This is a genomic window from Phytopseudomonas flavescens, assembly GCF_900100535.1.
GTDB lineage: Bacteria > Pseudomonadota > Gammaproteobacteria > Pseudomonadales > Pseudomonadaceae > Aquipseudomonas > Aquipseudomonas flavescens.
Genome location: NZ_FNDG01000018.1, coordinates 16,793 through 43,512, shown reverse-complemented (window position 1 = coordinate 43,512; position 26,720 = coordinate 16,793). Strand labels below are relative to the sequence as shown.

Sequence of the window (26,720 nt, the reverse complement as noted above, 5' to 3'; positions counted from 1 at the left end):
CAATCTTGCTCTCTGTCAAAAGCTATGGTTAGCTCGCTAATAATTAGTTTTTGATAATTTCAAGAGTTGCCTCAATGTCCCAAGCCGAACAACACCGTTTTGCCATGCAATTGGCGCAGTTGTCGCGCTCCTGGCGCGCCGAGCTGGATCGTCGGCTCGCCGGCCTGGGGCTGTCCCAGGCGCGCTGGCTGGTGCTGCTGCATATCGGCCGGTTCGCCGAGCTACCGACTCAGCGCGAGTTGGCACAGAGTGTCGGGGTCGAAGGGCCGACCCTGGCGCGTTTGCTCGACAGCCTGGAGGCCCAGGGGCTGGTCAGCCGGCACCCGGTGCCCGAGGATCGTCGTGCCAAGAAGATTGCCCTGTGCCCCCCGGCCAAACCGCTGATCGAGCAGATCGAGGCCATCTCCACGCAAGTACGTGAAGAGCTTTTCGCCGGCATCGACGAGGAGGATCTGCGCCTGTGTCAGCAGGTGCATGCGCGCATCCTGGGTAACCTGGAACGGCGCTGATGCAGGGCCTGTCTCTCTTGCAGGGACGCTTCGGGCCACGCTATCCGCAGTACCTGCTGGTGGTGCTGATGCTCGGCAGCATGGCGATGATTCTCGCGTCGACCAGCATCAACGTGGCCTTGCCGGCGATCATGGCCGACTTCCAGGTGGGTCGACCGCTCGCCCAGTGGCTGTCCACCGGTTTTCTCGCCGCCATGACCGCTGGCCTGCTGCTGTCGGCCTGGGCTCAGGCGCGCCTTGGGGCGCGGCATACGGCGCAGGCAGGCCTCGGGCTGTTCATCGTCACCTCGCTGCTGGCACTGCTGGCCGATGCCGCCTGGCAACTGATCGCCTTGCGAATCATCCAGGGGCTCTGCGCCGGTATCGTCCAGCCGCTGGCGATGGTGTTGATCTTCCAGGTGTTCGCTGGCGGCGGTCGCGGTACCGCGCTGGGGGCCTATGGGCTTGGCGTGATGATTGCGCCGACCCTGGGACCGACCATCGGCGGCTACCTGGTCGATGGTTTCGGCTGGTACGCGGTGTTCTGGCTGCCGCTGCCGATGTGCCTGCTGGCGATGCTCGCCGGGCAGTTTCTGATGCCCAGCGAGCGCCAGCGCAATACACCCTTTCTCGATCTCTGGGCGTTCAGCCTGCTGTGCGTTGGCCTGTTCGCCTGGCTCGGTGCCCTGGCCGAGGCGCAGCGCTTTCCCTGGAGCGAGGGGCGCGTGTGGTTGACCGGCCTGGTCGGTACTCTGGCAATGGGCGGTTTTCTCTGGCGCAGCCGCTACAGCGTGCGGCCCCTGCTGCCCCTCGGCCTCTGGCGGCATGTGGGTTTCCGCAAGGCCAGTTGGGTGGCGCTCTCTCTGGGCATGGGGTTGTACGGCACCACTTACTTGATTCCTCTGCATGTGCAGGCCATCGAGGGCTACAGCGCCGGGCGGGCCGGTCTGCTATTGCTGCCCACGGGCATATTGATGGGCATTGCGTCGTTTCTTGGCGGCTGGTTGAGTGATCGCCTGTCCACTGCCGTGCTGCTGGTCAGCGGCTTACTGATGCTCGCGCTGTCTTCGTTCGGGCTCGGCTGGCTGGAGCCGGGGGCGTCGTTTCTGGTGCTTTGCGGCTGGGCCTGCGTAGGGCGTATCGGCCTGGGTATCCTGCTCCCGGCGCTGAACACGGGGGCGCTGGACATTCTGGAGCATGAGCAACTTGCCCATGGCGCGGGGGCCATTACCTTCGTGCGTCAATTGGGGGGCGCATTCGGGGTGAACCTGTTGACCTTCTTTCTGGAGTGGCGCCATCGCCAGGAGGGCAGCGATTTTGCTGCGGAGGTGGTGGCGTTTCAACAGAGTTACTTATTGATGGGCGCGCTGTTCGTCCTCACGGTGATCGCCGCTTGGAACCTTCGGCCGTCACAACGTTGACGTGGTTCACATCTGTAGCCGTATTTCTGACTTTTTGCGTATGATGGCCAGATGCTGCGTGTGCAGCGGATGGGGCGCGCTGAAAACTCGCAAGCCTTTGAATTGAGGCCATACTCACTAATCGGTGGGACAAGGAGCGTTTGCCGACGCAGCGCTGCGTTACGCCCTATCTTGTGGGAAGGCCGGTTCGGTCGCGGTTGCTGCAGCGACTCTTCGAGCGGAGTTATCGGGAGCTTTTATGACTCATGTTCGTCATTTACTGATCGGCCTGGTATCGGGGTCGGCGTTCTATTCGGGACTGGCGCCAGCGCTGGGGCTGGGTGAGATCACCCTGCATTCGGCGCTCAACCAGCCGTTGAACGCCGAGATCGAGCTACTGGCGGTCGGCGACGACATGAGCGCCTCGGATATCAGGGTCGCATTGGCGCCCGCCGATGCTTTCAATCTCGCCGGTGTCGATCGTGTCTACTTCCTCAACGATCTGCGCTTCAATCCGGTACTGCGTGGCGGTCGCAGTGTGGTGCGGGTGGTTTCCAACCAGCCTGTGCGTGAGCCCTATCTGAATTTCATCGTCGAACTCAAGCGTCCGGGCGGCCAGCTGCTGCGCGAATACACGGTGCTGCTCGATCCGCCGACGTCCTCTTCCTACAATAGCCAGGCTGCCCAGGTCGGCAACGAACAGTTCACCTCTTACGCGCCGCCGCGTCGTACGCCGATCGCCAGCCGCGGCGAGCGTTACCAGGTTGCCAGCGGTGAGAGTCTGTGGACCATCGCCTCCAAACTGCGGGTCGAGGGCAATCAGTCTTCCCTACAGGACGTGATGCTGGACATTCACGCGCTCAACCCGCAGGCCTTCAGCAACGGCGACATCCATCGACTGCGCGCCGGGGTGTCCCTGCTGCTGCCTGATCACGTGCGCATGCCGGAGGCGCCGCCGAGCCAGCCAGTGCAGACTGGTGCCGTACCGCGTCCCGAGACACCGGCGCAGATCATCCCCGATACCGCGCCACCGCAGCCTGCCGAGCCACAGGTGGAAGTGATCGCGCAGATCCGCCGTGTCGAGGAGGAAGTGGCCAACCGGACTGCCGAGAATCTGCAGTTGCAGCAGGATCTGCTGGTGGTGCAGAACCAGCTCAAGGATCTGATGACGCGCATGGAAGCACGCGATCAGCAGGTCGCTCAATTGCTCGAGCAGCTCGCCCAGCGGCCGGCGCCTGTGGAGGCTCCGACACCTGCGCTGCCTGACGTGCAGAGTGAGCAACCGGCTGCGCAGGAGACCGCTGCTGCGCCCGTTGCGGAGCCGCCCGCAGAAAGCTTCTGGAGTCTGTGGAACGTGCTGTTGGCGTCTCTGCTGGCACTCCTGGCGCTTTTCCTGCTGTTGTTCCGGCGCAGGCGCAAGCCAGACCGCGAAGCGCTCAGCGAACCATTGATCGTCGTCCCGCCTGTGGCCCAGGCGCCCGCAGCGGAGGTTGCCGAGCCGCCGGAGGCGCTGCGCACCACGCTGGTGGACGTGCCGCTGCCCATGCGTGCACCGGTTGTCGCGCGAGCGGAGCCGAACCCCACCGATCCGCTGGATGCGGCAAACATCTACCTGGCCTATGGGCGCCTGGGCGAGGCGCTATCGGTGTTGCGGCAGGCTAGCGAGGCCAACCCGCAGCGCCTGGACATTCGCTTCCGTCTGCTCGAAGTGCTGGCACAACAGGGCAACAAGACGGCTTTCGCGGAAGAGGAAGAGACGCTGCGCCGGGCCGACTTCGATGGTGAGCGCATCGACGGGCTCAAGGCTCGCTATCCGGTGCTGTTCACAGTGCCGTCTGGCACGCTGCAATCCGCTGATTCGCTGGAGCCCCTCGAACCGCTGGACGGTTTGGAGGAGCTGACCCTCGAACTGGATGAGGTGCCGGCACCGGCGCAGCAGACTCAGGATGACGATTTCCAGTTGAACCTGGATGATCTGTCGCTGGATGCCGACTGGGATCTGGTCAACCCGTTCGAGAACGGCGCGCGCAAGAAGCGAGGAGGCGCCGAACCGGATGCCCCGGCGGCACCAGAGGCCGAGCAGTCAGCCGATATCTTCGGCCACGATGCCCGCAGCCCGTTCGCTGGCTCGATGCTGGTCGAGGAGCAGGGGCCGGAAGACGAGTGGCTGGAGCTGGAGGATGTGCCGGCCGAATCCGCCGAAGGTCTCGACCGTTTCGTCACCAACCACGAGAACCTAACCAAGCTCAACCTGGCGATGGCCTACATCGAACAGGATGACCTGGAGGCCGCCTGCGACATCCTCAACGAAGTGATCAACGAGGGCGACGAGGACGAGCGGCAGGAAGCCCGCGAACTGCTGGCTCGCATCGCTTAGGCGCGGCGACCTGGGCGAGACCCACGGTGGGCTGGCCGTGTCGTTGCGCCGGGCAAGCGCTCGACTGGCTGACAAAAGCTCCGCCGCGCGTTCTTGTGGACTAGGGGCTGTTGACGTTTCACGCACGGCTCGCGTTGAAAGCTCAACAGACCCTAAGATGCACGTCCCCAGCCGTGGAGCCGCTCATGACCTCAGACAAAGCCGAAGTGACCATCACCTACTGCACCCAATGCCAGTGGCTGCTGCGCGCGGCCTGGCTGGCCCAGGAACTGTTGTCGACGTTTGCCGACGAGCTTGCCAGGGTCTGCCTCGAACCGGCCACGGGCGGTACCTTCCGCATCTGTTGCAACGGCGTGGAAATATGGGAGCGCAAGGCCGACGGTGGGTTTCCCGAGGCCAAAGTGCTCAAGCAGCGGGTCCGCGATCAGATCGCGCCGGGGCGTGACCTTGGCCACAACGACCGGTTGGCGCCCAACTGAGTCGCTGCTGCCACTGTCCCGACGGACAGGGTCTTGCTCGAGCCTGGTGATGCCCCCGCGGTCGCGGCGCATCGATGGCGCCAGTCCACGCCCGAGCATCGCAGGCTGTCATCTAATCGCCATGCCGTGTTCACACTCACTTCACCACGCTCGCGCAAGCTCTGCCGAAAATCCGCCGGAGATCGCCGATGAGCATCGCACGACTGGTAAGGCCGAGCCGCAAGCAACCTGTACGTACGCTGTGGATTTCCGATGTGCATCTGGGCACGCGCGATAGCCAGGCCGAGCACCTGGCGGCCTTTCTCAAGCGTTATCAGGCCGAGCGCATCTACCTGGTGGGCGACATCATCGACGGCTGGAAGCTGCGAGGTGGCGTCTACTGGCCCCAGGCACACACCAATGTGATCAGGCGCCTGCTGACCATGAGCAAGCGTGGTACCGAGGTGATCTATGTGACTGGCAATCACGACGAATTCCTGCGCCGTTATTCGACGCTGCTGCTGGGCAACATCCAACTGGTCGACGAGGCCGAACACCTGACCGCCGACGGCAGGCGCCTGCTGGTGATCCACGGCGACCAGTTCGACGTGATCACCCGCTATCATCGCTGGCTGGCCTTTCTCGGCGACTCGGCCTACACCTTCACCCTGGTGCTCAATCGTTGGCTGAATGCCTGGCGGCGTCGCTACGGTTACGGCTACTGGTCGCTGTCTGCCTACCTCAAGCACAAGGTCAAGGGTGCGGTGAACTTCATCAGCGATTTCGAGGAAGCCATCACCCATGAATGTGCTCGCCGTGGTTTCAACGGGGTGGTGTGCGGGCATATTCACCATGCGGAGATCCGCAAGTTGGGCGAGGTCGAGTACCTCAACTGTGGCGATTGGGTAGAATCCTGCACGGCGCTGATCGAACACCCGGATGGACGCATCGAGCTCTATCGTCTTGCCGATGAGCAGAAGCGGCTGGCGCAACTGCAGGCCGAGCAGGTCGCGCTCATCGAGCCGGCGGCATGAGGTTGCTGATCGTCAGCGATGCCTGGGCACCGCAGGTCAATGGCGTGGTCACCAGCCTGACGGCGTTGGTCAGCGAACTGCGGGGCATGGGGCATTGCGTCGAAGTGCTGTCGCCTGGGGCATTTCGCTGTGTGCCTTGTCCCGGTTATCCGGAGATCCCCCTGGCCTGGAACCTGTGGCGGGTCGCTGCGGCCATCGAGGCCTTCGCACCGGATGGCCTGCACCTGGCAACCGAGGGACCTTTGGGCTGGGCCGCCCGGCGATGGCTGCTGCGTCGCGGACTGGCTTTTTCCAGTGCGATTCATACCCGCTTTCCCGAATACCTGAAGGCCCGATGCCGCTGGTTTCCCCTGGCTCTGGGCTATGCCTATCTGCGCCTGTTCCATCGGCACAGCCAGGCGGTCCTGGTGAGCACCGAACGCTTGCGCGAGGACCTTGGATCCCGAGGGCTGCGGCGCCTGGCGCTATGGCGCAAGGGGGTGAATAGCCAGCTGTTCGCGCCGCGCGCGGGCGCACCAGCGCCACTGACGGCGGTGTTTCTTTACGTTGGGCGTATCGCCGCGGAAAAGAACCTGCAAGCGTTTCTCGAGCTGGATCTGCCAGGCGAGAAATGGGTGGTGGGCGATGGACCTCAGCGAGAGGCGCTGCAGCAGGTTTATGATCAGGTGAAATTCTTCGGTTACCGACACGGCGAGGCGCTGGCCGAGTGTTATCGCCGCGCCAGTGTGCTGGTGTTTCCTTCGCGAACCGATACCTACGGCCTGGTAATGCTCGAGGCCCAGGCTTGCGGAACGCCGGTGGCCGCGTTCGCCGTGCCGGGGCCGTTGGACGTGGTGGTATGCGGGGTGACCGGTGTACTCGCCGACGACTTGCGTGAGGCCTGCCTGGCGGCAGTGGAACTGGATCGCGCGCGATGCGCGCAGGAGGCCGGGCGGCAGTCATGGCGTGCTTCGGCTGTCGAGTTCCTGGCCCGGCAGCCGTTGCTCAACGGTGAGCAAGTATGCGTTGCCATGTCGGGCGAGTCGTGGGCGGTTGTTGAGGTGGCGCAGCGGGCTCAGCGGGCCGAAGTCACATGATGATCTTGTCACGCAGCTTTTCGGCAGCCTGTTGCAGGGCCTGAATGACCCGCTCCTTGTCGAAGTTCTGAATGCCGTTGGTGTCGAGATACATGGAGAAACCAGGCAACTCGTGCTCGACATAACTGGAGGTGGCACCCAAGTCACGGCGGAAGTCCACCACCTGGTAGATCTGCACCGGCCGGGTGAAGCCCTTGACGCTGATCTGGCCCTTGTCGCGGCACATGATCACGTCCTTGATCAGCGAGTAGGTCTCATGGGAGATGAGGATCTCGCCGGCTTCGGCGGCGCTTTCCAGGCGGCTGGCCAGGTTCACGTCGCGGCCGATGATGGTGTAGTCCATGCGCGTGTTGGCGCCGAAGTTGCCCACCGTGCAATAGCCGGTGTTGAGGCCCATGCGAATCTCCAGCGGCTTGGTGATGCCTTGGGCACGCCAATGCTGGCGCAATACCTTCATGTGCTTGCGCATCGCGATGGCCATCGACACGGCGGCCATGGCGTCCTTCTTGGCGCCCTGGCTGCTCGGGTCGCCGAAGAACACCATCACGCTGTCGCCGATGAATTTGTCGATGGTACCGCCGAACTTCATGCAGATCTTCGACATTTCGTTGAGATAGGTGTTGAGCAGGTCGGTGAGCGCTTCTGCCTCGAGCTCTTCGGACAGCTCGGTGAAACCACGGATGTCGGAGAAGAACACCGTGAGCTTCTTGCGCTGGGTTTCCAGGCGCACATGCTTCTTGCCGCTGAAGATCGACTCCCACACCTGGGGCGACAGGTATTTGGCCAGGTTGCGGGCCAGGCGTGCAGCCTTTTCCTGCTCGCCCTTCACCTCGCTACGAATGCGAATGAGCCGGATGCCTTGCTGGTGGACGAAATACGCGGTGATACACAGGTACATCGTCGTGAAAACGATGCTGACCACCGCGACCACAACCGGGGTGTGCAGATTCACCCGCGTATCGGTAAGCGAGGCGGTCAACAGAGTCGCGCTGAGCGCGACCAGCAATGCGATGCCTAGGTTGCGTAGCCCGCCGATGATCAACGCGCTGAAGGTGAGGGTCAGCAGGCTCATCAGGCTGGGCACCACCGAGAAACCCAGCATCACCACGGCTATTCCAGTGTGCAGCGCATCGATGAATAGCAGGCAGAGGATGGTGTAGTGGGGGTGTTCGGCACGAGGATGCTTGCTCAGCCAGTACGCCAGGTGGGGGTACAGCAGGGCGTAGGGCACTATCCACAGCAGCGAGGGGGTGAACGCCTGACAATAGGTCCCGGCGGCGACGGCAGCTGCCAGGGCGATGTATGCCATGACCCGTGAGTAATACTCGCGTATGGGCATCTTCGGCAGCACTGCCAGGTACGATGATTGAGGGGCATTCATGCGTTGGCTACGATCCTGCTGGTGATCCGGCTGCATCACCGGGCGCTGGCCTGGAAGCAGCGCACGAAGCCAGCCAGGCTTCGCGGCCCGTGTCTTGCCTCGCGGTGCGGCGGCGCCGAGACGGCAACGGATCCAGGTGCGAAAACGGGATCATATACGTTGATGTCAGGACCGGCAAAGGCGCAGTGACCTGTCATGCGAATAGCCGTTTTCTAGCGTTGCAGTTCGCCTGCCGATCGTTAAAAGCGGATTCGCCCCGTGAGCGCGTCCTTGAGCATCACCCAATCGCCGATCAGCGAGTACAGCGGATACTGGAAGGTGGCCGGGCGGTTGTGTTCGAAGAACAGATGGCCCATCCATGCAAAGCCATAGCCGATAATCGGCAAGGCCAGCAGCCAGTGCCAGCGCTGACTGCTCAGGGCATAGCCGAGTACCACCAGAACCAGCAGGCTGCCCAGATAGTGGAGGCGCCGGCAGGTCGGGTTGGCGTGTTCCTGGAGGTAATAGGTGTAGAACTCGGCGAAGGAGTTGAAGGGCCCCGGGGGCTGGCTGCTCATCGACTGGCTTCCTGTTTGTTGTTAGGTCAGGAGAGTGTAGGGCCGGTTCCGGGTCTGCATGGCGCTGGCGGTCAATGTCGCCAGAAAGCAGGCATCAGCAGAACCAGTACGGTGAGGATTTCCAGGCGCCCCAGCAGCATGCCCAGGGTCAGCAGCCACTTGGCCATATCCGGTAGGCTGGCGTAGGTGCCGGCCGGGCCGATGATCGGGCCCATGCCGGGGCCTACGCCGGCCACCGTGCTGGCCGCCCCGCTCAGTGCGGTGATCCAGTCCAGGCCACACAGGGTCAGCGCCAGGGCCAGCAGAGCGATGGTGATGGTGAAGAAGAAGGAGAAGGTGAGGATCGAACGGACGATATCCTCGTCGAGCCGATGGCGGTTGTATTGCTGCTTGATCACCGCGCGAGGATGCACCAGTTGCATCAGGTTGGCCTTGAGCAGGATATAGGCGACCTGGAAGCGGAAGATTTTCAAGCCACCGGCGGTGGAGCCCGAGCAGCCGCCGATAAAGCCCAGGTAGAAGAACAGCATGCCGGCGAAGCCGCCCCACAACGAATAATCGCCAAGGGCGAAACCGGTGGTGGTCATGATCGAGGTGCTGTTCACTGCCACGTGGCGCAGGGCATCGAGCCAGTGCAGGTCGGTGGTCAGGTAGTACCAGGTACCGAGAATCAGCCAGGTACCCACCAGGATGGCGAGGAAGCCACGTACCTGTTGGTCACCCAGCACCGCGCCGAGGTTGCCGCGCAGGGTCGAGACATACAGCACGAAAGGCAGGCTGCCGAGTATCATCAATACCACCGCCACCCAGTGCACCGCGGGCTGTGTCCATTTGGCCAGGGACAGGTCCGAGGTGGAGAATCCACCCGTGGAGATCGCCGACATGCTGTGGTTGATGGCGTCGAAGAAGCTCATGCCGGCGAGCCAGAAGCCCAGGCAACCGAGCAGGCTGATCCCCAGGTAGGCCACCACCATGTACTTGGCCACCATGTGCGAGCGTGGCATGACCTTGTCGGAGCGATCCGACGACTCGGTCTGGAACAACCGCATGCCGCCGATGCGCAGCATGGGCAGGACCGCCACGGCCATGGCGATGAAGCCGATACCGCCGAGCCAGTGCAGCATCGAGCGCCAGATCAGGATGCCCGGGGACATGCTGTCCAGGCCGATCAATACGGTGGCGCCGGTGGCGGTTATGCCCGACATGCTCTCGAAAAAGGCATCGGTGTAGCTCATGTGCTGGGTGAACATGAACGGCAGCGCAGCGAATATGCAGACCATCAGCCAGCTCGAGACCGTCAGCAGGTACATGTCGCGGGGGCGCAGGTGTACATCCTGGGGACGGCCGCGAACGATCATCGACAGCCCGGCGATGAAGGTTATCAGGCTCGACCAGATGAAGGGACTCAGCTCGGGTGCACGCTCGAAGGCCACCAGTGTCAGCATGGGGCCGGTCATGCCGATGGCCAGGGTGATCAGAAAGATACCGTTGATGAACGCGATGAGTCTTAAGGTCGGCCAGGCCATCTGGGGTTTCCGCGGAAAAGTGGCGCCATTCTACCTTCGCCACCAATGCTGTAAACCTGCCTGCACAGCTGCCGCCATGCCCCGTGGTAGCGCTTCCCAGAACCGCCTTAAAGTCCGTGGCGGTGGGTGAAGCGCGTCATCCCGTGCCGGCTATTGCCGATTTCTGAGTCCGCTGGATCATGTCCGGTCTTGTTCCGCAGCTGTCGCTCGGCACGGATGGCCTGGCGCCCCTGCTGCGCATGCGCCCGACTGCCTGCAAGCGGATCACCATGGGGGTGGGCCGCTTGCAGGCATTGCGTGCAGCTGTCACAAGCGAGCCGCACGACCTGCACCAACACCGTCTCAGCTGCAGCCTTCGACGTAGAACACGGCAGGGGGCATGCCTATCCGCCAACGAGTCACCAGGCCGTTGGCGTCCGTCTCGAAGACGAGCCGTGCCTCGTTGTCAGCGAAGGGTTTGACGATAAAGGTGCGGGCGCCCTCTACGTACTTGTGTGGCTGCTCTTCGAACTGACCGGGATAGGTGGAACGGATCTGCTGGGCGCTGCTGCCAACCTGCAATCCACGGGGCGCCTTGCGCTCGCGGGTATCGATGTCGTAACGCACGAACAGTCCGTTCTCCAGCATGAACGAGGTTCCGAAACCCTTCTCGGGCCGCGGATCCTGAACCAGTTGGCGGCAGGTGTCCGATATACCCCTCGCTTCGCGCAGAGAACCCTTCCAGGCGGCACGTACCGCCGCTTCGTCACTGCCGAAGCGCGCGCTGGCGAAACCGGCGAATGGGCTGAGATCCGCTTTTTCCTGCAGCGTTGGCGGGCTGCTCTGGGCGGCCGAGGCGGTCTTGGCTGGGGTGTTGTCGGCATCACTGCAAGCGGTGAGTGCGAGGATGCTGGTCATCAAAACTGTGGAAATGAAAAGCGTGCGTTGCGCCATGAAATCCAACCTTCGTCTCGAATGGGAGCGGCCACCTCCATAGGTGGCCGGGATCTATCTGAGCATGAGACCCGCTGGAGTGGGCGCTTGCGCGCTTTGGCTGGAAAATGCAATGGCCCGCTGCGGATGCGGGCCATTCGGGACGGCCTCATGCTGCGTGATGTTTGGCCGCACCATCGTTAAAAAGATCCCGCTGCTTATCAAGATACTGGTCGACCAGCCATTTACCATGGGCGATCGAGGCGTGCTGAGCCTTGCCCAGGTTCTCGAGGAATGCGCCGTTCACCGGCAGGACCAGTCGTCGGGTACTGCGACCGTCGGGGGCGGTGATCCGGCACCCGCCCGCCCAGGGGGTTGGAATGCCAGGATGCTCCATGACGTCGGCGTTGATACGGTAGCCACGGTGGGTGCACTGTAACGTATTCATGGGTGATACCTCCTGTGTCTGGCCCGCCGGGGCAGTGCGCTGATCCTTGATCGAAATCCAGCTGAAAGACGGGCATGCTGTTCATCAATGGGTATAGCATGGTGAGGCGGCACGACGACGCGCGCTGCCGAGCGGTCTATTCTCTTGGGAGGGCCGGCTTTCGAGGCCCGCGCCCGTCATTCAGGGCAGGCGGCTGAGTGCCGGTGGTGCGACGATCCAACCTTTCTACCCGATGGAGATCAACGTTATGAGCACAGCCTTGCACGATGATGTCAGCGGTGGCGTCCTGGGTCGGATGAAGCAGGGGGGATTCGACTTTGCCAGTGTCCATCCCATCGAGTTCTACGCAATTTTTTCCGATGAGAGCAACGCGCTGAAGGCGACGCAAAACTTTCGCGGCGAGTCGCTGCACGCCCAAGTCACCGAACGGGACGAAGGCGGGTGGCACTTGCAGGTGAGCAAGGTGATGCATGTCACCTATGCGGGTATCGATGATTTCGAACAGGGCATGCAGGCCGTCGTGGTGCCCCTGGGCGGCAAGCTGGATGGCTGGGGCGTGACCCAGGAGCCCAGGCCCGGTGGTCTGAGGGATTGATGCCAGGGCTCATCGAACCAGTCGACGGCCCTGGCCTCAGCCACTGCCGGGGCCGTCAGGCACCTTTTTCCCAGAGTTTCACCAGATCACTGGGCGCCCGCTCCTCGGGGATCTGCAGCACCAACTCGCCTGGTGCGTCCTGGCGCGCTATCCGCAGCTCGATGCGATAGAAACGCTGGTCTCCCTTACCCGCTTCCTGGCTGGCCATCGGCAGGCAGGTCTGCAGAACCGAGCAGACCTGCCCGCGTTGGTTCGGGTCGCACTGCGCGAAGTCGATTTCCCGCGGATGACTCAGCGCAGCGATCGCCGCGAATCCGCCCTGGCGGGAAATCCGCACCACGGCATCGCTACCCAGCTCGGGCAGTCTTTTCATGATGCGATCCTTACGCCGACGTCATCCCAAGCCTTCGCCACGGCATTCGCCTCCGCCGAACCCTGTCCATAACGCTGCTGCGCCCTGTCCACGCACAGGCGTGCGAAATCCACGAACGAGGCGTCGTTGCTCAAACGCCGGTCGCACAGGGTGTCGTACCAGATGAGCCCGGCCTTTTCCCAGGCGAATCCACCGAGGGCGGTGGATGCCAGGTGAAAGGCGCGATTGGGAATCCCGGAATTGATATGCACGCCGCCATTGTCGTCACGTGTCTCGACGAAATCATCCATGTGCGCCGGTTGCGGGTCCTTGCCCAGCAAGGGGTCGTCGTAGGCGCTGCCTGGTGCCGACATGGAGCGCAGACCCTGGCCATTCACGGCGTCGGTCAACAGGCCTGCGCCGATGATCCAGTCCGACTGTTCGGCAGTCTGCTGCAACGCGTATTGCTTGGTGAGAATGCCGAACACATCCGACAGCGATTCGTTCAACGCCCCGGACTGGTTGACGTAGGCAAGTGCCGCCTCGCTATCGATGACTCCGTGGGTCAGCTCGTGGGCGACCACGTCCAGGGCGATGGTGAAACGGTTGAAGATTTCTCCGTCGCCGTCGCCAAAGACCATCTGTTCGCCGTTCCAGAACGCATTCTCATAGGCCTGTCCATAGTGCACGCTGCCTACCAATGGGAGGCCCTTGCCGTCGATGGAGTGACGGCCCAGAACCTTCCAGAAAAAGGCATAGGTGGCGCCCAGCGCGTCATACGCCTCGTCCACTGCCAGGTCGCCCGTAGCGGCCTGGCCCTCGCCGCGGGTCAGTACGCCCGGCAGCCGCATGTCCTGCTGGGCATCGTGAACGCTGCGGTCCGGACGACCCGTCTGCGCCGAAACAGACCCGACCGACTGCGCGGCGCGCGTCGACACTCCGGCATTCAGTCGCAACGATTTGACATGATTCAGAGTGCTACGCGCGCAGTCGCGTTGACGTTCGGTGCCGTGACCGATGATACGGTCGAGGATATAGGGAGGTACGAGGCAGCTGTTCATCGGGCATTCCTTATTCATGGACCTTTGATGCTGGTCAGCCGCGTGGATACACGGCACCTGTATGGTGGGATCGCGTGCTGCCGTCGAGGTTTCTCCCATCAGGGTTTTTCTGGACGGAAGGGCCTCAGATAAAAGTGCAATGCTTTGCCGTACCGCCTGTCTACGCTTTCATGAGGCGCCATTGACGACCGCGCGGTGCAACGCGATGGAGCATGGCCTGTGATCAGGGAGCATGCGCGTGCATCAATGTGGTGCGAAAGGGCTCCTTTTTCAGGACGGCCAAATGATTTTAAAGGAATAAATACGCTGGCTCGACGTTTGCAGCGTATGGCTTGACACGGGTGGCAAGGAGTACGGCATGGCCCGCACCTTTTACGATGAGATGCACCTGGCGGATGGCGCCTGTCGTCCGCATTATCAAGCTTTCGCCCGCTGGCTGGCGGACACTCCGCAGGAACTGCTGGCTCAGCGGCGCCGTGAGGCGGATCTGCTTTTTCACCGCGCCGGCATCACCTTCACGCTTTACGGTGACGACCAGGGCACCGAGCGATTGATCCCCTTCGACATCATTCCGCGCAGCATTCCGACCAGCGAGTGGCGTATCGTCGAGCGCGGTTGCATTCAGCGGGTACAGGCGCTGAACATGTTCCTCGCCGATCTGTACCACGACCAGCGCATCATCAAGGCCGGGTTGATCCCAGCCGAACAGGTGCTGGCCAACGAAGGCTACCAGATGGCGATGCAGGGGCTGGACCTGCACCGTGACCTGTATGCGCACATCGCCGGCGTCGACCTGGTTCGCGATGGCGATGGTACCTACTACGTGCTCGAGGACAACCTGCGCACGCCCAGTGGCGTCAGCTACATGCTCGAAGACCGCAAGATGATGATGCGCCTGTTCCCCGAGCTGTTCGCCAATCAGCGCATCGCCCCCATCGATCATTATCCGAGCCTGCTGCTCGACACCCTGAAGAGTTCCAGCCCGCTGGATAACCCTACGGTGGTGGTGCTGACGCCGGGGCGCTTCAACAGTGCCTACTTCGAGCACGCCTTTCTGGCCCGCGAAATGGGCGTGGAACTGGTGGAAGGTGCCGACCTGTTCGTGCGCGACGACAAGCTGTTCATGCGCACCACCTCGGGGGCCAGGCAGGTCGATGTGGTGTATCGCCGGCTCGACGATGCCTACCTCGATCCGCTGGCTTTCAACCCCGACTCGATGCTCGGCGTTCCCGGCCTGCTGTCCACCTACCGTTCCGGCAACGTGGTGCTGGCCAACGCCATCGGCACCGGGGTGGCCGACGACAAGTCGATCTACCCCTATGTCGGCGAGATGATCCGCTTCTACCTCGACGAGGAGCCGATCCTCAAGAACGTGCCGACCTGGCAATGCCGCAAGCCCAGCGAGCTGTCCCACGTGCTGGCCAACCTCAAGGACCTGGTGGTCAAGGAAACCCAAGGCTCCGGTGGTTACGGCATGCTCGTCGGGCCAGCCGCCAGCAAGGCGGAGATCGAAGCGTTCCGCTTGCGGCTGATTGCCCGGCCGGAGGCGTACATCGCGCAGCCGACCCTGTGCCTGTCGACCTGCCCGACTTTCGTCGAGAACGGCATAGCGCCGCGACACATCGATTTGCGTCCCTTCGTGCTGTCCGGCAAGGAAACTCGTCTGGTGCCCGGTGGGCTGACCCGGGTGGCCCTGCGTGAAGGGTCGCTGGTGGTCAACTCGTCGCAAGGCGGCGGTACCAAGGACACCTGGGTAGTGGAGGACTGAGCATGCTATCGAGAACTGCCTCCGATCTGTACTGGATGTCCCGCTACCTAGAGCGTGCCGAGAACCTCGCACGGATGCTCGATGGCAGCTATTCGCTGTCGCTGATGCCGCAGGACGGTCGTCGCGACGGGCTGGACGAGCTGGCGATGCCGCTGCTGATCACCGGCACGCTGGAGGAGTATCAGGAGCGTCACGGTGCACTGCATGCCGAGCGCATGCTGCACTTCTTCGCGCTGGATGCGCAGAACCCGGCCAGCATCTACAGCTGCCTGGGTGCGGCCCGCAGCAATGCGCATGCGGTGCGTGGGCGCATCACCGCGGACATGTGGGAGAACATCAATGCCACCTGGCTGGAGATCCGCGGTATTGCCGATCAGGGCCTGGGGCGCTACGGCATCAATCGGTTCTGCGAGTGGGTCAAGGAGCGTTCCCACCTGTTCCGCGGCGCCACCTTCGGCACCATCGTACGCGGCGAAGCCTATCGCTTCATCCGCCTGGGAACCTTCATCGAGCGTGCCGACAACACCTTGCGCCTGCTCGACTCGCGCTACGAGCTACTGGGCGAGGATATCGATGAGATCGACGGCCGTCCGGCACACAGTTACTACCAGTGGAGCGCATTGTTGCGTGCCCTGTCGTCGTTCGAGGCGTTCGCCGAGGTCTATCGAGGCTCCCCCAGCGCGCGCAAGGTCTCCGAATTGCTGTTGCTGCGTCCCGAGGTACCGCGCTCGCTGCGTGCCTGCATGGACGAGCTTGACCTGATGCTCGCCAACCTGCCTGGTGAAAACGGCCGGCCGGCGCAGCGCCTGGCCGCCGAGCTCGACGCCCGGTTGCGCTATACCAGCATCGACGAGGTGCTGGAAGAGGGTCTGCATGCCTGGTTGACCGACTTCATCGGCCAGGTACATGAACTCGGGCGCGTCATTCATCTGTCCTATCTGGAGGTCGCATGAGACTGTCCATTCGCCATAACACCACCTATCACTACGACGATCAGGTTCGTGCCAGCATCCAGTACCTGCGCCTCACCCCCCACGACAGCGAACGCCAGCAGGTGCTCAGCTGGCAGCTGGATCTGCCGCGCCCCGTCCGCGCCCAGCGAGACCCGTACGGCAACATCCTGCACGTGCTGACGCTGGACGAGCCCCATGAGTCGATCGTCATCGGTGCCCGTGGGCAGGTGGAGATCGACGAGTCCACCGATGCCGAGCACGAAAGCCAGTCGGCGTTGCCGTTCTTGCGCTTCACGCGGCTTACCGAGGCGGACGAGGCCCTGCGTGATTTCGCCGTGGTGCAATGTGCACGTCGCCGTGACCGCACTGCCTTGATCGATCTGATGCACGCCCTGAACGGTCATATCAGCTATCTGCCAGGCGTTACCGACGTGCAGACCAGCGCTGCGCAGGCTTTCGCCGGCCGTCAGGGCGTCTGTCAGGATCATGCCCACGCGTTTCTCGCCTGTGCCCGCAGCCTCGGTATCCCGGCACGCTATGTGTCCGGTTACCTATTCACCGACAGCCGCGATCATCTGGCCAGCCATGCCTGGGCCGAGGCCTGGCTGGAGGGGGCCTGGTATAGCTTCGATGTGACTAACTGCCTGGCCCGGCCAGAACGGCACCTCAAGCTGGCGGTTGGACTCGATTATCTGGACGCCTGCCCGGTGCGCGGCATGCGCCGAGGCGGCGGTGGCGAACGGATGGTGGCCCGAGTCGACGTGGAGCCGCTGATCGTCGTCCAGGAGCAGTGATATAGGTCAGGAGCAGGGGAGCGCCTGGCTGCAATGATCGCCTGTACGTCTCCTGCGCGACGTGCGGTGACTGGCCAGGCGTGAACGGCTTGCGATGACTCGCCCATCGCTTCTAGGATGCCCGCTTTGCGTCGAAGGGAATGGCCATGCTGGCCCAGTTGTTCGCCGTACTGGCACCCGTGCTCATCGTCTCTGCCATCGGCTACGGCTGGGCGCGCAGTGGCCAGAGCTATCCCACGGAATTCATCGCCCGCCTGGTGCTGACCATCGGTACGCCGAGCCTGGTGCTTGCGACCCTTAGCCGTGCCAATCTCGATCCCGATGCGTTTGCCAGCATGGCCCTTGGCTGTGTGCTGGTAACTGGCTGCATGGGGGTATTCGGCTGGCTGTTCAGTGGCTTGTTTCGCCAGCAGTGGAAGGTCCTGGTGCCCGCGTTCCTGTTTCCCAACAGCGGTAACATGGGCTTGCCGATCAGTCTCTATGCCTTTGGCGAGCACGGCCTGGCGTTGGCGGTGGCGTTTTTCCTGACCTTGTCGATCTTCCAGTTCAGTGTGGGCATCGCCCTGTCGGGCAATGCGGCTTCATGGCGTGATTTGTTGCGTAACCCGATCATGATCAGCCTGCTGCTGGCCCTGCCAATGATCTTCTTCGATCTGCAATTGCCGCGCTGGCTGGACAACACCATCAGCCTATTGGGCGGCATGACGATTCCACTGATGCTGCTGACCCTGGGGGTCTCGCTGGCGAGCATTCGCCTGCATCATCTCGGTGCCGGGTTGGCGCTCGGCGCTTTGCGCATTGTACTGGGCGCGGGGGTGGGGTGGGGGATCGGTGCTGCACTGACGCTCGAGCCGTTGCCGCACGCCGTGCTGGTGGTGCAGTCGGCCATGCCGGTGGCGGTATTCAATTATCTGTTCGCGGTGCGTGCCAATCGTTCGCCCGAGCAGGTCGCCAGCCTGGTGCTGTGCTCGACGGTACTGGCTGTCGGCGTGCTGCCGCTGATTCTGGCCTGGTGGATGCCGCTGGTGAACTGACGGTGTATCAACCGATCATCCTGCTCAGGTTGGGCAGGATCAACAGCACCGCCGTCGCGAAGAGAATCAGTCCTGCTTGGCGGAATTTAGGCGTTTTGAGCATGGCCATTACCTTTTGATTGTTGTCATGCGGGCCGGTGAATGCCGCGTCCCCTGGTGATCACCCCGGCAAAACCCGGCGGTGTATGTATTCACTGTAGAGGGAATGTTCTTTTTTTTTATATCAGTTGGTTCCTAGCATAGCGGTCACTGGTATCGCGCGGTTATGGAGGTCCCGATATACCTGGTGTAGCGCTTACGCGAGGCCTATCGCCCTCGGCGTGGCTTGACCGTTCGTCAGAATGGCTGCGCGCTTAACGGCCAGTGGATCAGCGCGAATCAGTCAAACGTTCGAGCGCATGGTGTAAGGAGGGGGCGCTCCTGCGGAACGACCCCCTATCTGATCGGCCTCTGCGGAGGGCCAGTTTTGCCTGGCTGCCTCTGCTCAGTTGTCGAGTTGTTCGCGAATGACCTTGCCCGACTTGCCATCGACACGGAATTCGTAAAGGCGGTTGTCCTGCTTGGTGCCTTCGCCTTCCCAGTAACCGGCGTCGTCGGCTTCGATCTTGTGGATCTGCGTGAAGCCGGCCTGCTTGGCACTGCTCAGGGCCTGCTCGATGCTGATCCAGTCAGCGCCAGGACGATCGGCCATGGCGAAGCCGGCGCTCAAGGCAGCCGCAGCGGTTAGGGCAGTCAATGTCTTCTTGAACATCGTGAAAATCCTTTGTTGTTTATGGGGGCGCGCCTGTATCGGCGTCAGAGTTTGGAGCATGCCGCGATGCCCCTGGTTCAGGGAAGTTGCGCCAGATCGCCCACGCCTTTGACGGTCGGCCCCTTGTCTTGCTCAGCGACTGCAGGCACGCTTTAATCGCTTCATCATTTTTCAGGTACCGCCCATGTCGTTGCAGATATGCATTCTGGAAACCGACATCCTGCGTCCAGAGCTGGTCGATCAGTACCAGGGCTACGGCAGGATGTTCGAACGTCTTTTCGCCGGCCAGGCCATCGCCGCCACATTCACGGTGTTCAACGTGATGAACGGCGACTACCCGCCAGCCGATTCGTGTTTCGACGCCTACCTGGTTACCGGTAGCAAAGCCGATTCGTTCGCCACCGATCCGTGGATCGAGACCCTCAAGGTTTATCTGCTGGAGCGTTATCAGGCGGGTGACAAGCTCCTTGGCATCTGTTTCGGTCACCAGTTGCTGGCGCTGCTGCTCGGTGGCAAGGCCGAGCGTGCGAGTGGCGGTTGGGGCGTGGGCATTCATCGTTATCAGCTGGCCGAGCAGCCGGAATGGATGACGCCATCGCTGGAGGAAGTAACCTTGCTGATCAGTCACCAGGATCAGGTCACCCGCCTGCCGGAAAACGCTACGTTGCTGGCATCTAGCCCGTTCTGCGCCCATGCCGCCTATCGTATCGGCGATCAGGTGCTGTGCTTCCAGGGCCACCCGGAATTCGTCCCCGAGTACTCGCGTGCCTTGCTGGATATCCGCCAGCAACACATCGGCGAGTCGGTGTATCGCGTGGCCGTGGATAGCCTGCACGAAGATCACCACGGGCGCACGGTGGGTGAGTGGATGCTGCGCTTCGTCGCCAACGGACGCAGTGCCGAGCCCGCGTGAGCCCGGGAGTCCAGCCCAGGCGGGCCGAGCGTCAGTGACCTGCAGAAACGACAACGGCCCTTTATGGGCCGTTGTCGTTTCTACAGGGCGCCTTGCGTGGAGGCGCCCGTTCAGAGGTGTTACTGGGCTTGGGCTGGTGCCTCGGCTGGTTCTTCAGCCTGTTCTGGCTTGACCTCGACGAAGGTCAGTTGCAGGCGCTCGCTGCTCCAGGCACGGGTCTTGTTGGTCAGTTCCAGGTTATTGTTCAGGGTCTGGCCGTAGGAGGGGATGATCTCCTTCAGCTTGGCCTGCCATTGCGGTGTCTTGATCTTGTCCTTGAAGGTTTTTTCCATCAGGTGAAGCATGATCGGCGCAGCAGTGGAGGCGCCTGGCGACGCGCCGAGCAGCGCAGCGATGGAGCCGTCTTCGGAGCTGACCACTTCGGTACCGAACTGCAGGACACCGCCCAGCTCAGGATCTTTCTTGATGATCTGTACGCGCTGACCGGCCTGTACCAGTTCCCAGTCCTTGTCCTGAGCTTCCGGGAAGTAGTCACGCAGCGAGTGCATGCGGTCTTCCTGGCTGAGCATCAGCTGGCCGATCAAATAGGTGCTGAGCGAGAAGTTGTCGATGCCTGCGTTGACCATCGGCGAGATGTTGTGGGTGGTGACGGTGCCGAACATGTCCAGCAGCGAACCGTTCTTCAGGTACTTGGTGGAGAAGGTCGCGAATGGCCCGAACAGGATGACTTTCTGGCCATCGATCACGCGGGTATCCAGGTGCGGAACCGACATGGGCGGCGAACCGACCGACGCCAGACCGTAGACCTTGGCTTGGTGCCTGGCCACCACTTCCGGGTTGCGGGTCACCAGGAAAGAACCTCCAACCGGAAAACCGGCATAGCCTTCGGCTTCCGGAATACCGGATTTCTGCAGCAGCTTGAGGGCACCACCACCAGCACCGATGAACACGAACTTGGCGTTGACGGTGCTCAGCTTCTCGCCATTGGCCAGGTCGGCCACGGTGACGTTCCAGGTGCCGTCGTCGGCGCGCGTGATGTCGCGGACTTCATGCTGCACATGGACGTTGAACACGTCTTTCTTCTGCGACAGCGAATCGAGCAACTGATTGGTGATTTCGCCGAAGTTGACGTCGGTGCCGATTTCCACACGGGTGGCGGCCAGCTTCTCGCCCGGTTCACGGCCTTCCATCACCAGCGGAATCCACTGCTTGATCTGCTCCGGGTCGTCGGAGAACTGCATGTCGCGGAACAGCGAACTGTGCTGCAGGGCGGCATGGCGCTTTTTCAGGAACTCGGTGTTCTTGTCGCCCCACACGAAGCTCATGTGCGGGACGTTGTTGATGAAGGATTTCGGGTTTTTCAGGATGCCCTGCTCGACCTGATAACCCCAGAATTGCTTGGAAATCTCGAACGACTCGTTGATCGCCACAGCCTTGCTGATGTCGATGCTGCCGTCAGCCTTTTCCGGGGTGTAGTTCAACTCGGCGAAGGCCGAGTGACCGGTGCCGGCGTTGTTCCACGGATTAGAACTCTCGCTGGCCACCTGAGGCAGACGCTCGTACAGGTCGATCTTCCAGCTAGGCTCCAGCTCGTTGAGGTAGGTGCCGAGGCTTGCACTCATGATGCCCCCGCCGATCAGCAGGACGTCCACGGATTTTTCCGGTTCGGGCTGCTTGGCGCAGCCGAGCGCGCTCAAGCACAGTAGGGACAGCAGGAGTTTTTTCATTAGACAGACCATTTCATTGATGTGATTGCGTGACGTCACGACCGACGCTGTACAGCCTTGGGTAGCGAAGCTGTATCGTCTGTTGCGTGCTGCCAGGTTCCGTTTTGCGAAACCGGTCAGTCCCGGCGATTATTTGAAACGCCGGGCGATATACCTTCCAGTGCGCGCTTTCGTCGCAGGCGCCGGCAGTAAGCAAAATCGATGCCGAAACCTCTGCGAGTCAATGAACCGGAGATCTGTCTTAACATTTTTGTCATCTATTTACGCATGGGTGGCGGGATTTCGCCTTAATTTGCCGATTTTTGCATTGGTTATGGCGGATTGTCGCCGTTTTCCGGCAGGCAAGTGCCGCTATGGGTACTCGCGCCAGACGCGCAGGCAGGGCTTACAGGCCTGTCGAGCCTTCCTGGAAAGAGGGTGAGCGTTATCCATCACCTGCCGGTACCCCGGAAGCTGGTTTGGAGGGCTGTTGACTGCCAGAGGGGGTGGCGGAGCGCTCCTGCCGGGCTGGGGAGTTGATGGTACTGCGTGGCCGTGACTGATCGTTTTCGGGCTGAAGATCCGGACTGGTTTGCGGCTGGCGGTTGTCGCCGGTTTCCGCGGGCGGCGCGCCAGTGCGGTCACGAACCATGTTGTCACCGATCTTTTCGCGCTGCTGTTGCAGGGACGGGCTGCTGTCGTAGGCTTGAGCAGCAGTGATGAACAGGGCAGCCAGTAAGACCACCGCTGCAATTGGCGTTTTCATCGTCGTCTCCAGGGCGTAGTGTGATCAGGTGACCGGCCGGCATGGGGCAATGTTCACTGGATCTTCCGGAAGACACGCGAATCCGTTCTTATCTCATGCGCTGGATCTCAGCGGCAAAATCGTCGGCGGGGGGCTACCCTGAGAGCACGCTGGCCCCATGCCCCCCGGTACGCCACCTTGCGGCTACAACCAGGCGGCCGGATCGACGCTTGGCCAGGGTTCATTGAACTGTCCAGTTGTCGTCCAGAATCGAACCAAGCCTTGTCTCTCGCCTCAGAGGGCAGGCGTCCATAAAAAGTAGAGGTGATTCACATGATTTATGCCAAACCCGGTACCCCAGGCGCCGTCGTCACCCTCAAGCCGCGCTACGGCAACTACATCGGTGGCGAATTCGTCGCGCCGGTCGGTGGCCAGTACTTCACCAACACCAGCCCGGTGGATGCCTCGGCGATTGGTGAATTCCCCCGTTCAGACGCCAAGGACATCGACAAAGCCCTGGACGCCGCCCATGCCGCCGCCGATGCCTGGGGCAAGACCTCGGTGCAGGAGCGTGCGCTGATCCTGCTGAAGATCGCCGACCGCATCGAAGCCAACCTCGAGCAGTTGGCCGTGGCGGAAACCTGGGACAACGGCAAGGCCGTGCGCGAGACCCTCAACGCCGACGTGCCGCTGGCCGCCGACCACTTCCGCTATTTCGCCGGCTGCATCCGCGCCCAGGAAGGCAGTGCCGCGGAGATCAACGAACACACCGCCGCCTATCACTTCCATGAGCCGCTGGGCGTGGTCGGGCAGATCATCCCGTGGAACTTCCCGCTGCTGATGGCCGCCTGGAAGCTGGCGCCAGCCCTGGCGGCCGGTAACTGCGTGGTGCTCAAACCGGCCGAGCAGACGCCGCTGTCGATCAGCGTGTTCGTCGAACTGGTCGGCGACCTGCTGCCGCCCGGCGTGCTCAACGTCGTCCAGGGCTATGGCCGTGAAGCTGGCGAGGCGCTGGCCACCAGCACGCGCATCGCCAAGATCGCCTTCACCGGTTCCACCCCGGTCGGCTCGCATATCATGAAATGCGCCGCCGCCAACATCATCCCGAGTACCGTGGAACTGGGCGGCAAGTCGCCGAACGTGTTCTTCGAAGACATCATGCAGGCCGAGCCGGCGTTTATCGAGAAGGCTGCCGAAGGCCTGGTACTGGCCTTCTTCAACCAGGGCGAGGTGTGCACCTGCCCGTCCCGCGCGTTGGTGCAGGAGTCGATCTTCGAGCCGTTCATGGTCGAGGTGATGAAGAAGATCAAGGCCATCAAGCGCGGTAACCCGCTGGACACCGAGACCATGGTCGGCGCCCAGGCCTCGCAGCAGCAGTACGACAAGATCCTCAGCTACCTGGAGATTGCCCAGCAGGAAGGTGCCGAACTGCTCGCTGGCGGCGCCATCGAGAAACTCGAAGGCGACCTGGCCAGCGGCTATTACATCCAGCCGACCCTGCTCAAGGGCACCAACACGATGCGCGTGTTCCAGGAGGAAATCTTCGGCCCGGTGGTCGGCGTGACCACCTTCAAGGACGAGGCCGAAGCCCTGGCCATCGCCAACGACACCGAGTTCGGCTTGGGCGCCGGCGTATGGACGCGCGACATCAACCGCGCCTACCGCATGGGCCGTGGCATCAAGGCTGGCCGCGTATGGACCAACTGCTACCACCTGTACCCGGCGCACGCTGCCTTTGGCGGCTACAAGAAGTCCGGGGTCGGGCGCGAAACCCACAAGATGATGCTCGACCACTACCAGCAGACCAAGAACCTGCTGATCAGCTATGACATCAACCCGCTGGGCTTCTTCTGATCTGGTCGTCCAGCGCCAGGCGCTGGACGCAACCATGAACAATCGTAACGCGGCCTCGGCCGCGTTTTTTTGCGTCAGTTGCGAGCACCTCGCTGCACGCCGCTTTGCAAGGGAATGCCCCAGGGCGCAATCGGCCCGAAGCGGTTTTTCAGGAACGCCAGCAGCAGACGGCTGCGTGAGTCGGTATCACGCTCCAGCCGCAAGGCATAAATGCCGCTGGGCTCCGGGGCTGGCAGACCGTTCTCGCAAAACAGCCTGGCCAGTTCGCCGCGGGCCAGGTATTCGCTGACCAGCCAGGTAGGCCTGGCTGGCACAGACCACGCGAACCATTGGCGCCAGTGGGGTGGCGACCAGGCGTGTATCGGCCAGTGGTCCGTACGCAGCCCCAGATCCACTTCACCCAGGCGGGCGCCGTGCAGATCGATGAAGCTGTCTATCAGGCGCAGCTGTACGTCGAGCCCGGGGTAGGCGGTCAGGAAGTCGGCAATGGCCTGGCCCAGGTGCAGTTCGGCGAGAATGCGTCTTGCTCGTTCGGCGAAAGCCAGTCCGGCAGGTGTTGCGCGTACTGCATGGGTACTGCGGCTGACCAAGCTGCAGCCGAGCGAGCGTTCCAGCGCGTCGATGCGCCGTGACAGCGCAGGCGGTGTCAGTGGATGCAGCCTGGCCGCAGCGGTAAGCGGGCGCGGATCTCCAACTGCGGAAAACCTCAAAAGGTTCAGCGTTTTGCGCGAATCGCAAAGCCATTATGCTCGGCTGTGCATTACCCCACCAAGCAGCAGCGGGTAGGATGCGTGCACTTTGCCAACAGGATTACCCGATGGATGTACTCACCTTCGCTCTCAATGTAGTGCTCGGCGTGCTGCTGGGGACCCTCGGCGGGCTATTCGGCATCGGAGGGGGGCTGATTGCGATTCCGGTGCTCGGGGTGCTGTTCGGGCTGGATCAGCAACTGGCCCAGGGGACGGCGCTGGTAATGGTGGTGCCCAACGTGCTGCTGGCGCTGTGGCGTTATCACCAGCGCAACCGTATCGATCTGCGCCACGCCTTGGCATTGGCGCTCAGCAGCTTCGTGTTCGCTCTGTACGGCGCGGGCTGGGCAGTGAACCTCGATCCGCAATCGATGCGCGTGGCGTTCGTGATCTTTCTGGTCGCGCTGGCGGCTTATAACCTGCTGCGCCTTTTCCTGCGCCCGCCGAGCGCAGCCGCGCAGTTGCGCCATCCCTGGCCTTGGCTGGCGGTGCTGGGAAGTGGCTCGGGCCTGCTCGGCGGGCTGTTCGGCGTAGGTGGTGCGGTGATCGCCACGCCGATCCTAACCAGTGTATTCGGTACTTCCCAAGTGGTTGCACAGGGCTTGTCTCTGGCGCTGGCGGCGCCCAGCACCGGTGTGACGCTGGCGACCTATGCGCTGCATGATCATGTCCATTGGGCGCTGGCTATGCCCCTGGCCATAGGGGGGCTGCTGAGCATCAGTTGGGGGGTGCGTATGGCGCATGCTTTGCCGGAGCCGCTATTGCGCGTTCTGTTCACCCTGTTCCTGTTGTTGTGTGCGCTGCTGCTCGGGCTGCGCGCCGGTTCATGAGGTGCAGGATAGAAAGCCGGCCGTCAGAGCTTGAAGCCTTCGATGATCTGTTCGGCCAGTGCATCGCCGGCCGGCGAGCGTGTCCGTTCGTTGCGTATTAGCACGACGCTGGCCTTGGGCAGTTCAGGCATGCCTTGCTCGCTGCCCATGACCTGCAGGTCGGGGGTGATCAGGCTGTGCAACTGCGCGGTGACTGCCAGGCCGGCGCCGACAGCGGCCATGATCGCCGACAGGCTGGGGCTGCTGTAGGCGATCCGATATGCCCGGGAACGCGCGTCCAGCGCGTTGCAGGCCCAGGCGCGGCAGAAGCACTGGGTATTGAACACCGCCAGCGGCAGGGTGGCCACTTCGTGCAGGCGAGCGTCGGCTGCCTGGGCCCAGACCAGGCGCTCCTGGCGCAGCAACTGACCGACTTCGGTGCCGGGCTCGCGGGTCACTATGGTCAGATCCAGATCCTGGCGCTGCAGCAGGGCGAAGGATGGCTCGCAGTGCAGCTCCACCTGCACCAGCGGATAGGCCTGGGCAAAGCGCATCAGGATGCCCTGCATGAAGCGCATCACGTAATCGTCCGGTGTACCAATTCGCAAGGTGCCGACCATATGCGGTTCGCGCAGGGTATTGAGCACTTCCGTGTGCAGTCTGAGGATGCGACGGGCATAGCCGAGCAGTACTTCGCCCTCGGCGGTCAGGTTGAGCTGGCGACCCTCGCGGTGAAACAACGGGCGTTGGATCACCTCTTCCTCGAGCCGCTTCATCTGCATGCTGACCGCCGACTGAGTGCGATTGATGACGTCTGCCGCGCGTGTGAAACCACCCTGATCGACGATGGCGACAAAGGTGCGCAGCAATTCACTGTCGATGCTCGGGTACCAGGCCATCCATCAATCTCCGAGATGTAAGGCATAAATAACATTCGTTGGATTGATCATATGCCGAGCGGGAGACTGTCGCCAATCCC

25 protein-coding genes and 1 pseudogene are annotated in these 26,720 nt (G+C 62.4%); 14 read left to right on the top strand and 12 right to left on the bottom strand.

The annotated features are described in order from the left end of the window. The first annotated feature begins 74 nt into the window (after positions 1-74). The 6 genes from BLR94_RS20270 to BLR94_RS20245 all read left to right on the top strand — a co-directional run bounded on the left by BLR94_RS20270 (position 75) and on the right by BLR94_RS20245 (position 6,833). The gene (locus BLR94_RS20270; protein ID WP_084307854.1) at positions 75-509 is read left to right on the top strand and encodes a MarR family transcriptional regulator; all 435 of its coding nucleotides are present in this window, start codon (positions 75-77) and stop codon (positions 507-509) included. Continuing rightward, the gene (locus tag BLR94_RS20265) at positions 509-1,909 is read left to right on the top strand and encodes a DHA2 family efflux MFS transporter permease subunit (RefSeq protein ID WP_084307855.1); all 1,401 of its coding nucleotides are present in this window, start codon (positions 509-511) and stop codon (positions 1,907-1,909) included. Before BLR94_RS20270 ends, BLR94_RS20265 begins: the two co-directional genes overlap by 1 nt. Before the next feature lie 238 nt (positions 1,910-2,147). Further along, entirely contained in the window at positions 2,148-4,265 is a 2,118-nt protein-coding gene (locus BLR94_RS20260) for a motility hub landmark protein FimV (protein ID WP_244158238.1), read from the top strand. Positions 4,266-4,450: 185 nt separating this feature from the next. Beyond that, complete coding sequence (locus tag BLR94_RS20255; protein WP_084307856.1) at positions 4,451-4,744, top strand: Rdx family protein; 294 nt, start codon at positions 4,451-4,453, stop codon at positions 4,742-4,744. Positions 4,745-4,932: 188 nt separating this feature from the next. Then, positions 4,933-5,757 carry a UDP-2,3-diacylglucosamine diphosphatase gene (locus BLR94_RS20250; protein ID WP_084307857.1) on the top strand — a complete coding sequence of 275 codons (825 nt, stop codon included), beginning with the start codon at positions 4,933-4,935 and terminating at the stop codon, positions 5,755-5,757. After that, a complete protein-coding gene (locus BLR94_RS20245; protein WP_084307858.1) occupies positions 5,754-6,833 on the top strand; it encodes a glycosyltransferase family 4 protein in 1,080 nt (359 codons plus the stop codon). The genes BLR94_RS20250 and BLR94_RS20245 overlap by 4 nt, the downstream gene beginning before the upstream one ends. On the opposite strand, the gene BLR94_RS20240 is transcribed toward BLR94_RS20245, so the two are convergent. From BLR94_RS20240 to BLR94_RS20220, 5 genes are all read right to left on the bottom strand, one after another. Continuing rightward, positions 6,826-8,214 carry an adenylate/guanylate cyclase domain-containing protein gene (locus BLR94_RS20240; RefSeq protein WP_084307859.1) on the bottom strand — a complete coding sequence of 463 codons (1,389 nt, stop codon included), beginning with the start codon at positions 8,212-8,214 and terminating at the stop codon, positions 6,826-6,828. The genes BLR94_RS20245 and BLR94_RS20240 overlap by 8 nt on opposite strands. Positions 8,215-8,453: 239 nt before the next feature. Then, positions 8,454-8,771 (bottom strand): Mpo1-like protein, encoded by a 318-nt coding sequence (locus BLR94_RS20235; protein WP_084307860.1) that lies wholly within the window; start codon positions 8,769-8,771, stop codon positions 8,454-8,456. 71 nt (positions 8,772-8,842) lie between these two features. Beyond that, the gene (locus BLR94_RS20230) at positions 8,843-10,297 is read right to left on the bottom strand and encodes a TrkH family potassium uptake protein (protein WP_084307861.1); all 1,455 of its coding nucleotides are present in this window, start codon (positions 10,295-10,297) and stop codon (positions 8,843-8,845) included. A gap of 342 nt (positions 10,298-10,639) precedes the next feature. Further along, complete coding sequence (locus tag BLR94_RS20225; protein WP_139207483.1) at positions 10,640-11,194, bottom strand: lectin; 555 nt, start codon at positions 11,192-11,194, stop codon at positions 10,640-10,642. A 184-nt stretch (positions 11,195-11,378) separates the two neighbouring features. Beyond that, positions 11,379-11,657 (bottom strand): hypothetical protein, encoded by a 279-nt coding sequence (locus tag BLR94_RS20220; protein WP_084307863.1) that lies wholly within the window; start codon positions 11,655-11,657, stop codon positions 11,379-11,381. A gap of 247 nt (positions 11,658-11,904) precedes the next feature. On the opposite strand from BLR94_RS20220, the gene BLR94_RS20215 reads away from it, so the two are divergent. Further along, positions 11,905-12,252 carry a ribonuclease E inhibitor RraB gene (locus BLR94_RS20215; RefSeq protein ID WP_084307864.1) on the top strand — a complete coding sequence of 116 codons (348 nt, stop codon included), beginning with the start codon at positions 11,905-11,907 and terminating at the stop codon, positions 12,250-12,252. A 55-nt stretch (positions 12,253-12,307) separates the two neighbouring features. On the opposite strand, the gene BLR94_RS20210 is transcribed toward BLR94_RS20215, so the two are convergent. Together BLR94_RS20210 and BLR94_RS20205 are read right to left on the bottom strand one after the other, a co-directional pair. Beyond that, the gene (locus BLR94_RS20210; protein WP_084307865.1) at positions 12,308-12,625 is read right to left on the bottom strand and encodes a protealysin inhibitor emfourin; all 318 of its coding nucleotides are present in this window, start codon (positions 12,623-12,625) and stop codon (positions 12,308-12,310) included. Beyond that, the gene (locus tag BLR94_RS20205; RefSeq protein ID WP_090423749.1) at positions 12,622-13,665 is read right to left on the bottom strand and encodes a M4 family metallopeptidase; all 1,044 of its coding nucleotides are present in this window, start codon (positions 13,663-13,665) and stop codon (positions 12,622-12,624) included. The genes BLR94_RS20210 and BLR94_RS20205 overlap by 4 nt, the downstream gene beginning before the upstream one ends. Positions 13,666-14,023: 358 nt before the next feature. Between BLR94_RS20205 and BLR94_RS20200 the strand changes: the two genes are divergently transcribed. The 4 genes from BLR94_RS20200 (at position 14,024) to BLR94_RS20185 (ending at position 18,214) form a co-directional block, all read left to right on the top strand. Beyond that, a complete protein-coding gene (locus tag BLR94_RS20200) occupies positions 14,024-15,433 on the top strand; it encodes a circularly permuted type 2 ATP-grasp protein (protein WP_084307867.1) in 1,410 nt (469 codons plus the stop codon). Positions 15,434-15,435: 2 nt separating this feature from the next. Next, positions 15,436-16,386 carry an alpha-E domain-containing protein gene (locus tag BLR94_RS20195; RefSeq protein WP_084307868.1) on the top strand — a complete coding sequence of 317 codons (951 nt, stop codon included), beginning with the start codon at positions 15,436-15,438 and terminating at the stop codon, positions 16,384-16,386. Further along, complete coding sequence (locus BLR94_RS20190; RefSeq protein WP_084307869.1) at positions 16,383-17,180, top strand: transglutaminase family protein; 798 nt, start codon at positions 16,383-16,385, stop codon at positions 17,178-17,180. Before BLR94_RS20195 ends, BLR94_RS20190 begins: the two co-directional genes overlap by 4 nt. Positions 17,181-17,326: 146 nt before the next feature. Then, positions 17,327-18,214, top strand: a complete 888-nt coding sequence (locus tag BLR94_RS20185) for an AEC family transporter (protein ID WP_084307896.1) — start codon at positions 17,327-17,329, stop codon at positions 18,212-18,214. A 484-nt stretch (positions 18,215-18,698) separates the two neighbouring features. On the opposite strand, the gene BLR94_RS20180 is transcribed toward BLR94_RS20185, so the two are convergent. Next, complete coding sequence (locus BLR94_RS20180) at positions 18,699-18,965, bottom strand: PepSY domain-containing protein (protein ID WP_084307870.1); 267 nt, start codon at positions 18,963-18,965, stop codon at positions 18,699-18,701. 184 nt (positions 18,966-19,149) lie between these two features. On the opposite strand from BLR94_RS20180, the gene BLR94_RS20175 reads away from it, so the two are divergent. Further along, a complete protein-coding gene (locus BLR94_RS20175; protein ID WP_084307871.1) occupies positions 19,150-19,878 on the top strand; it encodes an amidotransferase in 729 nt (242 codons plus the stop codon). Between the two features lie 119 nt (positions 19,879-19,997). Here BLR94_RS20175 and mqo read toward each other — a convergent pair whose 3' ends face one another. Both mqo and BLR94_RS20165 read right to left on the bottom strand, forming a co-directional pair. Next, positions 19,998-21,605 carry a malate dehydrogenase (quinone) gene (gene mqo / locus BLR94_RS20170; RefSeq protein WP_084307872.1) on the bottom strand — a complete coding sequence of 536 codons (1,608 nt, stop codon included), beginning with the start codon at positions 21,603-21,605 and terminating at the stop codon, positions 19,998-20,000. A gap of 424 nt (positions 21,606-22,029) precedes the next feature. Next, positions 22,030-22,350, bottom strand: a complete 321-nt coding sequence (locus BLR94_RS20165; protein ID WP_084307873.1) for a hypothetical protein — start codon at positions 22,348-22,350, stop codon at positions 22,030-22,032. A 312-nt stretch (positions 22,351-22,662) separates the two neighbouring features. On the opposite strand from BLR94_RS20165, the gene exaC reads away from it, so the two are divergent. Beyond that, positions 22,663-24,183 carry an acetaldehyde dehydrogenase ExaC gene (gene exaC, locus BLR94_RS20160; RefSeq protein WP_084307874.1) on the top strand — a complete coding sequence of 507 codons (1,521 nt, stop codon included), beginning with the start codon at positions 22,663-22,665 and terminating at the stop codon, positions 24,181-24,183. Between the two features lie 74 nt (positions 24,184-24,257). Here the strand turns inward: exaC and BLR94_RS20155 are convergent. Continuing rightward, positions 24,258-24,902, bottom strand: a pseudogene (locus tag BLR94_RS20155) (LysR family transcriptional regulator). Between the two features lie 98 nt (positions 24,903-25,000). On the opposite strand from BLR94_RS20155, the gene BLR94_RS20150 reads away from it, so the two are divergent. Continuing rightward, complete coding sequence (locus tag BLR94_RS20150; protein ID WP_084307875.1) at positions 25,001-25,762, top strand: sulfite exporter TauE/SafE family protein; 762 nt, start codon at positions 25,001-25,003, stop codon at positions 25,760-25,762. 23 nt (positions 25,763-25,785) lie between these two features. Here the strand turns inward: BLR94_RS20150 and BLR94_RS20145 are convergent, their stop codons facing one another. Next, entirely contained in the window at positions 25,786-26,640 is an 855-nt protein-coding gene (locus BLR94_RS20145; RefSeq protein ID WP_084307876.1) for a LysR substrate-binding domain-containing protein, read from the bottom strand. Positions 26,641-26,720: the final 80 nt, after the last annotated feature.

Excerpts from the sequence above, each read along its gene's own strand:
- BLR94_RS20270 (WP_084307854.1), top strand. The coding sequence starts at position 75 with ATGTCCCAAGCCGAACAACACCGTTTTGCCATGCAATTGGCGCAGTTG.
- BLR94_RS20265 (WP_084307855.1), top strand. The coding sequence starts at position 509 with ATGCAGGGCCTGTCTCTCTTGCAGGGACGCTTCGGGCCACGCTATCCG.
- BLR94_RS20260 (WP_244158238.1), top strand. The coding sequence starts at position 2,148 with ATGACTCATGTTCGTCATTTACTGATCGGCCTGGTATCGGGGTCGGCG.
- BLR94_RS20255 (WP_084307856.1), top strand. The coding sequence starts at position 4,451 with ATGACCTCAGACAAAGCCGAAGTGACCATCACCTACTGCACCCAATGC.
- BLR94_RS20250 (WP_084307857.1), top strand. The coding sequence starts at position 4,933 with ATGAGCATCGCACGACTGGTAAGGCCGAGCCGCAAGCAACCTGTACGT.
- BLR94_RS20245 (WP_084307858.1), top strand. The coding sequence starts at position 5,754 with ATGAGGTTGCTGATCGTCAGCGATGCCTGGGCACCGCAGGTCAATGGC.
- BLR94_RS20240 (WP_084307859.1), bottom strand. The coding sequence starts at position 8,214 with ATGAATGCCCCTCAATCATCGTACCTGGCAGTGCTGCCGAAGATGCCC.
- BLR94_RS20235 (WP_084307860.1), bottom strand. The coding sequence starts at position 8,771 with ATGAGCAGCCAGCCCCCGGGGCCCTTCAACTCCTTCGCCGAGTTCTAC.
- BLR94_RS20230 (WP_084307861.1), bottom strand. The coding sequence starts at position 10,297 with ATGGCCTGGCCGACCTTAAGACTCATCGCGTTCATCAACGGTATCTTT.
- BLR94_RS20225 (WP_139207483.1), bottom strand. The coding sequence starts at position 11,194 with ATGACCAGCATCCTCGCACTCACCGCTTGCAGTGATGCCGACAACACC.
- BLR94_RS20220 (WP_084307863.1), bottom strand. The coding sequence starts at position 11,657 with ATGAATACGTTACAGTGCACCCACCGTGGCTACCGTATCAACGCCGAC.
- BLR94_RS20215 (WP_084307864.1), top strand. The coding sequence starts at position 11,905 with ATGAGCACAGCCTTGCACGATGATGTCAGCGGTGGCGTCCTGGGTCGG.
- BLR94_RS20210 (WP_084307865.1), bottom strand. The coding sequence starts at position 12,625 with ATGAAAAGACTGCCCGAGCTGGGTAGCGATGCCGTGGTGCGGATTTCC.
- BLR94_RS20205 (WP_090423749.1), bottom strand. The coding sequence starts at position 13,665 with ATGAACAGCTGCCTCGTACCTCCCTATATCCTCGACCGTATCATCGGT.
- BLR94_RS20200 (WP_084307867.1), top strand. The coding sequence starts at position 14,024 with ATGGCCCGCACCTTTTACGATGAGATGCACCTGGCGGATGGCGCCTGT.
- BLR94_RS20195 (WP_084307868.1), top strand. The coding sequence starts at position 15,436 with ATGCTATCGAGAACTGCCTCCGATCTGTACTGGATGTCCCGCTACCTA.
- BLR94_RS20190 (WP_084307869.1), top strand. The coding sequence starts at position 16,383 with ATGAGACTGTCCATTCGCCATAACACCACCTATCACTACGACGATCAG.
- BLR94_RS20185 (WP_084307896.1), top strand. The coding sequence starts at position 17,327 with ATGCTGGCCCAGTTGTTCGCCGTACTGGCACCCGTGCTCATCGTCTCT.
- BLR94_RS20180 (WP_084307870.1), bottom strand. The coding sequence starts at position 18,965 with ATGTTCAAGAAGACATTGACTGCCCTAACCGCTGCGGCTGCCTTGAGC.
- BLR94_RS20175 (WP_084307871.1), top strand. The coding sequence starts at position 19,150 with ATGTCGTTGCAGATATGCATTCTGGAAACCGACATCCTGCGTCCAGAG.
- mqo (WP_084307872.1), bottom strand. The coding sequence starts at position 21,605 with ATGAAAAAACTCCTGCTGTCCCTACTGTGCTTGAGCGCGCTCGGCTGC.
- BLR94_RS20165 (WP_084307873.1), bottom strand. The coding sequence starts at position 22,350 with ATGAAAACGCCAATTGCAGCGGTGGTCTTACTGGCTGCCCTGTTCATC.
- exaC (WP_084307874.1), top strand. The coding sequence starts at position 22,663 with ATGATTTATGCCAAACCCGGTACCCCAGGCGCCGTCGTCACCCTCAAG.
- BLR94_RS20150 (WP_084307875.1), top strand. The coding sequence starts at position 25,001 with ATGGATGTACTCACCTTCGCTCTCAATGTAGTGCTCGGCGTGCTGCTG.
- BLR94_RS20145 (WP_084307876.1), bottom strand. The coding sequence starts at position 26,640 with ATGGCCTGGTACCCGAGCATCGACAGTGAATTGCTGCGCACCTTTGTC.